At 45.0% G+C, this 6,498-nt stretch carries 6 protein-coding genes; 2 read left to right on the top strand and 4 right to left on the bottom strand.

The annotated features are described in order from the left end of the window. The first annotated feature begins 130 nt into the window (after positions 1 to 130). The gene (locus DXA15_RS24225; protein ID WP_128135745.1) at positions 131 to 1,252 is read left to right on the top strand and encodes a DUF362 domain-containing protein; all 1,122 of its coding nucleotides are present in this window, start codon (positions 131 to 133) and stop codon (positions 1,250 to 1,252) included. 74 nt (positions 1,253 to 1,326) lie between these two features. Next, a complete protein-coding gene (mnmE, locus tag DXA15_RS24220) occupies positions 1,327 to 2,718 on the top strand; it encodes a tRNA uridine-5-carboxymethylaminomethyl(34) synthesis GTPase MnmE (RefSeq protein ID WP_199676435.1) in 1,392 nt (463 codons plus the stop codon). A gap of 74 nt (positions 2,719 to 2,792) precedes the next feature. On the opposite strand, the gene DXA15_RS24215 is transcribed toward mnmE, so the two are convergent. The 4 genes from DXA15_RS24215 to DXA15_RS24200 form a co-directional block, all read right to left on the bottom strand. Then, on the bottom strand, positions 2,793 to 3,029 hold the full coding sequence (locus DXA15_RS24215; RefSeq protein ID WP_233567603.1) for a hypothetical protein: 237 nt from the start codon (positions 3,027 to 3,029) through the stop codon (positions 2,793 to 2,795). A 107-nt stretch (positions 3,030 to 3,136) separates the two neighbouring features. Then, the gene (locus tag DXA15_RS24210; RefSeq protein WP_128135743.1) at positions 3,137 to 3,412 is read right to left on the bottom strand and encodes a hypothetical protein; all 276 of its coding nucleotides are present in this window, start codon (positions 3,410 to 3,412) and stop codon (positions 3,137 to 3,139) included. A gap of 261 nt (positions 3,413 to 3,673) precedes the next feature. After that, positions 3,674 to 5,743, bottom strand: coding sequence for a BT4734/BF3469 family protein (locus DXA15_RS24205; protein ID WP_128135742.1), 2,070 nt, complete (start codon positions 5,741 to 5,743; stop codon positions 3,674 to 3,676). Positions 5,744 to 5,904: 161 nt separating this feature from the next. Continuing rightward, positions 5,905 to 6,345 (bottom strand): DUF6078 family protein, encoded by a 441-nt coding sequence (locus DXA15_RS24200; RefSeq protein ID WP_128135741.1) that lies wholly within the window; start codon positions 6,343 to 6,345, stop codon positions 5,905 to 5,907. Positions 6,346 to 6,498 lie beyond the last annotated feature (153 nt).

The raw sequence follows: 6,498 nt of genomic DNA, 5'->3' as shown, positions 1-6,498 counted from the left end.
GGCAGGGATTGTAATGGCTTCACGGATTATCGCCACTTCAACCAAAACCCTTGTAACTCAATTCTATCACTATATCTTTCCGCATTTCACTTTTTTGTAGTAACTTTGCAGAACAAAAACCAATAAGAGAATGGACAAATCAAAAGTTTACTTTACCAATCTTCGCACAACTCCATCCAGTAACTTGCTGGATAAAATGGAGCGTCTTGTTAAGCGCGCCGGTATTACAAACATTGATTTTAAGAATCAGTTTGTAGCAATTAAGATTCATTTCGGAGAACCGGGGAACCTGGCTTACATCCGCCCCAATTATGCTGCCCGCATGGCGACTTTGCTTCGTTCATTAGGAGCAAAACCCTTTCTTACAGATTGCAACACATTATATTCCGGCCGCCGCTCGAATGCCGTAGATCATCTGGAGAGCGCCATGGAAAATGGTTTCAACCCTATCTCAGCCAAATGTGAAGTGATTATCGCAGACGGACTGAAAGGAACGGATTACCGCGAAATAGAAATAAACGGTGAATATTGCAAAGCTCCAAAGATCGGAGCTGCCATTGTCGATGCAGATATTGTACTGACCATGAACCACTTCAAAGGACATGAACAGACTGGCTTCGGCGGTGCTTTGAAAAACCTGGGCATGGGTTGCGCCAGTGTCGGAGGTAAGCTGGAATTACATTCTGCCTCCCAACCGATCATAGACCGCGAAAACTGTAAAAGTTGTAATATCTGTGTAAAACATTGCGCTCATGACGCCATTCACCTGGATGGCAACAAAATAGCAACAATCGACTATGAAAAATGTGTCGGTTGCGGTCAGTGTGTTGCTCTTTGCCAATATGACGCAGCAGTCATGGGTGATGGAGACACGTCAGAACGGCTCAACTATAAAATTGCCGAATATTCAAAAGCAGTACTACTCGATAAACCGAATTTCCATATCAGTTTTATCATGAATGTCTCTCCCGAATGCGATTGCTGGAATCATAATGATGCCGCCATCGTACCCGACCTGGGCATTGCCGCATCATTCGACCCGGTTGCTTTGGATAAAGCCTGTGCCGATATAGTCATCAACGCTCCGATCCTGGAGACTGGTAACCGCCTTTCGGACTCGCCTCATCACGACCATTTGGAAGGATGCGACAAATTCCACATCATGCACCCGGAAACCAACTGGCAGGCCGGACTGGAGCATGCCGAAAAAATCGGACTGGGAACTCAGGAATATGAACTAATAACCGTATAACTTAGCTGACAGTTGACAGTTTTGTCACTGGTATCTCTGTCAACTGTCAACTGTCAACTGTCAACTAATATATGATTAATCAAGAAACAATCTGTGCCGTATCGACAGCCCCCGGAGCCGGTGGCGTAGCTGTTATTCGTGTATCCGGCACTGAGGCTATAACAATTTGTGACACAATCTTCACTCCTAAGATAGAGGGAAAGAATCTTCAGAACCAAAAAGCCTATACCTTATGCTACGGTAGTATCCGCCGCGGGGAAGAGTTGATCGACGATGTACTTATCGCCCTTTTCCGCGCCCCTCATTCATTTACAGGAGAAGACACTGTCGAGATTACTTGTCACGGTTCGGTTTATATCCAGCAACAGATCCTTCAGCTACTGATTGAAAAGGGATGCCGTTCTGCACTTCCCGGAGAATATACACAACGTGCTTTTCTGAACGGAAAGATGGACCTGAGCCAGGCAGAAGCTGTAGCCGACCTGATCGCATCCACATCAGCCGGTATGCACAAACTGGCTATTAACCAGATGCGTGGCGGTTTCAGTAATGAATTGACCAAACTACGCAGTCAACTACTCGATTTCACTTCATTGATCGAGCTGGAGCTTGATTTCAGCGAAGAAGACGTCGAGTTCGCCGACCGCACCAATCTGAAGCAACTGGCAACTGGCATCGAACAACTGATCCGCAAACTGGCTGATTCATTCAGTGTCGGAAACGCCATCAAAAACGGTATTCCGGTTGCTATTATCGGAGAGACAAACGCCGGTAAATCAACCTTGCTCAATTTACTCGTCGGCGAGGAACGTGCCATCGTTTCCGATATCCACGGAACAACCCGCGATGTGATAGAAGATACGATCAATCTCTCGGGAGTGACTTTCCGCTTTATCGACACGGCCGGAATCCGCGAAACCAACGATACCATTGAAAGCCTTGGTATCGAACGTACTTTTCAAAAGCTCCGCCAGGCATCCATTGTTCTTTGGGTGATCGACCTGAACACTCCGGCGGAACAGATTGAAGAACTGGCTAAAGTGATTATCCCTAAAGCAGAAGACAAAAAGGTGATCCTTGTTTTCAACAAATCCGACTTGCTTTCGTCTGACGAGCTAAAGATCAAGCAGCAATTGCTCTGCAATATACTTGCTGACCGTATATATATTTCCGCCAAACGACAGGAAAATACCGAAGTACTCAAGCAGCATCTGATCCAGGCCGCCGCTTTACCCGAAGTATCTCAAAACGACGTCATCGTCACAAACATTCGCCACTACGAAGCCCTAACAAAAGCCCACGAAGCCATCCTCCGTGTAATCAACGGACTGGAAATGAATATCTCCGGAGACTTCCTAAGCCAGGATATCAGGGAATGCATGCATTATCTGGGGGAGATTACGGGACAGATTAGTAATGATGAGATATTGGGGAATATTTTCGGGAAGTTTTGCATCGGGAAATAAGTAATGATTTGTTTCAGAGGGTCATTCAAAACATCTTCCCCTCTGCACGAAAGCGCAAAAGGGAAGATATTCAATTACTTTCTCATCAATTTCTCAACTCCTTGCCAATCATATCCCCAGTAAACTTTACCGTCACCGGCAAAGCTCCAAACATTCATCACTTCACGAAGCCTGTAAGGAAGTTCCTTACCCTCACGAATATACTGTTTGGATTTACTACGAAAAAGACGATTGCACATTTGCTTGTCCTTCTTTTGCGATTTACAACACGCAATAGTACTGGCAGGAGTTTTTTTTCTACTTCTACTCATTTGTTTGTAAGATCTTTAAGCCAATAATAATGCATGGCTCTATTAAACACTTACAAACCGTCAAGAATTGTTTTACCTTTCAACATCATATTTCTTTTCATTAAACATTAATCTTCTGATTCTTTGATGATACGCAAAGTTTCTTTCTTATATTCCTTGCGGTCGTACTCCGCTCCTCTACACATCCAACAACTACACGGAGTTCCCGTAGTTTTATAAACCTGCGCCCATTTATCCTTTGCCAATTCAAACCAATGAGGATGTTCATAACAGCTACCATCTTCACGGATAATGCAATGTCCATAAGCGGCATAAAGAATCATACGAGCCCTAAACACACGTGCCATTTGCCGGCATCTCCAAAATTTTGTTCTTTTGTCCATCGTCTCTTTGTATTAAAGTTAGGATGAACAATGATATTGCTTTCGTGAGACTTAATGTATCCATAATCAGTATTCAATTTTATCGTAAGTGCAATATTACAGAAAATATCGGAAATCATATCAAAAGAGACGTAATAAAAATATTCAACCACATCTACCACATCTACCATTCCTCACCCAAACTCTCATCAACAAAGCATTTCCCCAATGGTGCAGATAAAAAAATATCTACCACCATCAACTCATATCTACCACTATTTCCTACTTTTCAACCACCAAATACAACCGTCCCCTACTCGCCAGCTGCGTCATTAACCCCAGTTTCTTCAGGAAGCGGCCGAAGACGGAAACATTACTCATCGGAAGTTTTACTCCGCTCTTTTTCTGCAACGAGAGGTAAATTTCTCCGGCAGAAGCCTTTACACCTTCCTCCTTATGTAGGGCCGGACGATAATATTGAAAGAACAGATCCTCAAACAAAGGACGCTGTTGAAACTCTTCATTCGCCTGCATCTGCAACGCTTCTTCTTCGTGCGTCAGCCAGTAACGTTCGTTATTATTCAGAGCGGCCACAGCTTGCGCGTAGAGTTGGGTATACTCGACCGGCTGTGCATTGTCTATCATTCCCTTCACCTCAATGCAGATGAAACGACGGCTACCAGAAGGATCACCCAATAAATCCGTATGATTGCTCGTGGCAATAAACGAAGCATAACGCTTCACCGACTCCACCTGTGTAGCATAAGGCTTGCGCAAATTGACTACCGGCTTCTGCAACAGATGCTTCAAGAAGCCTTGATGCTTGACGCTCACCTGGTCGAACTCATCCATATTTATCAAGCCGAAACGGGTAAGATACAATTCGGCATCCCGTTTTTTGCTGAAATCGATACTGTCCGTGTAATACTTATTCAAATCCGGAGGTAACAGATTGAAACAGAAAGTGGACTTTCCGCATCCCTGTCCGCCCACCAACAAAGGAGAGAGACTGTTGCCGTGCTGTTTGTCACGCCCCTGCCAGTGCGCCACCATAGACAGAAACCAGGTGTAAAACAACTGTTCCCACCGCACATTGTCGCACGGAATGCGTGCAGCCAGCGGACGGATACGGTCCTTGCCGTCCCACGCGGGTAAACGGGCCAGGTAATCTTCGATGGGCGTATAATCCGGGACACGGTCCGAAAAGACAAAACGCCGTACATCCCTGTCCCACAACTGCAAACCTTCCTTTTGAGCATTCAGAGCAATACTGTTCAGTACGCGGTCCGTCACCGGACGATAGTCGAAACAGAATGTATTTTTCTCCCGATATTCCGGTCCGCCGGACATCAGATTGTAACGAAAATCATAACGGCGATTCATAAACTCTTCCATTTTCAACGCTTGTAACTGCTCAGGTTTATGAAGCGGTGTACTGCCAAAATCCGAACCGGGGACTAACTGGTAAGCATGGCTCAACGTCTCCCGTATCTCCACCTCCGAAATCAGATTCCCCCAATAGAGCAACGTCCACTTCACACAATCTTCCTCCTCCACCCCGGCTGCAAAACAAAGTTTCCCGAGCGTGACCAACATAGGTTTGAAATCCACCTTCAGATCCAAATCACCATACTCCTCCAGGGCCCGTTGTAAAGCAAATTCATATTGAATGGCAACATAACGATATTGCTCATAAAGCGTCTTCCCAGCACTCTCGAGCGGCATCCGTTTTTCAAATCGTTCCTGATAGGCACTTTCTTCAGGCATGGCGACAGGCTGCTCCAGATGAATGGCAAGCGCATCGGGATTGTAAAACACATCGGCATCAAAACTAAGGCGACACCCCTGTTCAAGTGCCGGGCGGTTCAGTTCGATGGGATAAGAAAGGCGCGGTTCATACGTTTTGAGAGCATGCCGGTAAGCGTGCGCATGAAAAATTTCGGCATCGGTCCGCAAACGCGGAAGCGACCCGTCGGGATAGGTATAAGCCACCACAAACTTCACACTCCGTCCACTGGAACCGATCATAGCGAACAAGGTCTGCGGATATTCAACGATTTTCCGCTTCAAATCCAAAGCTTCGTCCATGCTCTTCAACCGATTGATTTCCAGCAATACCCAACCGTTATACTCCTTCAATTCGCCTTTCCGGAAAGTCCCGGCAAAGAGTAACTGAGGTAATTTCCGGGTAAACGAATAACGCCTGTCGGGATAGGCCCGCCTCAGCCTTTCACGAAAGAGCATAAGTTTCTCCCTCGTCTGTTTGTCCTTTATCCATGCTACAATTTCCTCCATGCCCATCGCCCGTTGCGCAACACGATCCCGATAGACTGTCTGCTTGGTTATCTTCATTTTATATGTTGTTTGAGAGAATTACTAACTGACATTGATTTGTTTTTCTGATGAAAAAACTTTAGTTTATTGCTTTGAAAACTTTAGTTTCTTCAGCAGGAAACAAAATTTTTGTCAGCAGAAAACCATTGTTTCCACCAGAAGAAACTTTTTGTACGTCCCTATCCCTTTGTCCATCGGTAGCCTGTCTTCCAGGAATCAAAGGTTGGTTCTTCCTCCACCCCGTTATTAAGAAAAACTTGTTGGATATAATGCTGGTCTTCGGGCGAAAAGATTCTTTCTTTGCGCTTAAACTGATAAAACTTATTCTTACCGTACGTCATCAGCAAGCGTTGCTTGATGCACTTCGCCTCCTTATAAGGAATCCGGTCTAACAGGTGATCCATGCCGACGGCATATTGCACGGGAGTATCCGCCATAAAGGCCTTACAATCTCCATCGGAATTGGTACATGCCGGATTCACAACAGAGATCGACCAATGTGTATCGGGAATAAAACGGACAATCTGGTGCCGCAAACAGTGGTCCGCGCTTTTGCAGTTTCCGTTAAAACAATGTGCAAAACCTGTCGGGACCATAGCGTAATCGAGCTTTTCTATCATATTTGCTTTTGTTTTGAATGTCTTCCAAATATAACACATATCCTTCCCAAAAGCAAATAAAATATGTAGAAAAACAGGTATATAGTGGTAGATATTGAAGAATAGTTGTAGATTATTTCCATCTACAATCACTGTATAATACATTTATTTATA

The organism is Parabacteroides sp. AM58-2XD (assembly GCF_003463685.1).
Taxonomy (GTDB): domain Bacteria; phylum Bacteroidota; class Bacteroidia; order Bacteroidales; family Tannerellaceae; genus Parabacteroides; species Parabacteroides segnis.
Note: the sequence above shows the minus strand (reverse complement) of the source record. Positions and strands in the feature narration are given on the sequence as shown.

What these genes read in the sequence shown, in the direction of transcription:
- DXA15_RS24210 (WP_128135743.1), bottom strand. Translation starts at nt 3,412, where the DNA reads ATGGACAAAAGAACAAAATTTTGGAGATGCCGGCAAATGGCACGTGTG.
- DXA15_RS24200 (WP_128135741.1), bottom strand. Translation starts at nt 6,345, where the DNA reads ATGATAGAAAAGCTCGATTACGCTATGGTCCCGACAGGTTTTGCACAT.
- DXA15_RS24205 (WP_128135742.1), bottom strand. Translation starts at nt 5,743, where the DNA reads ATGAAGATAACCAAGCAGACAGTCTATCGGGATCGTGTTGCGCAACGG.
- DXA15_RS24225 (WP_128135745.1), top strand. Translation starts at nt 131, where the DNA reads ATGGACAAATCAAAAGTTTACTTTACCAATCTTCGCACAACTCCATCC.
- DXA15_RS24215 (WP_233567603.1), bottom strand. Translation starts at nt 3,029, where the DNA reads ATGAGTAGAAGTAGAAAAAAAACTCCTGCCAGTACTATTGCGTGTTGT.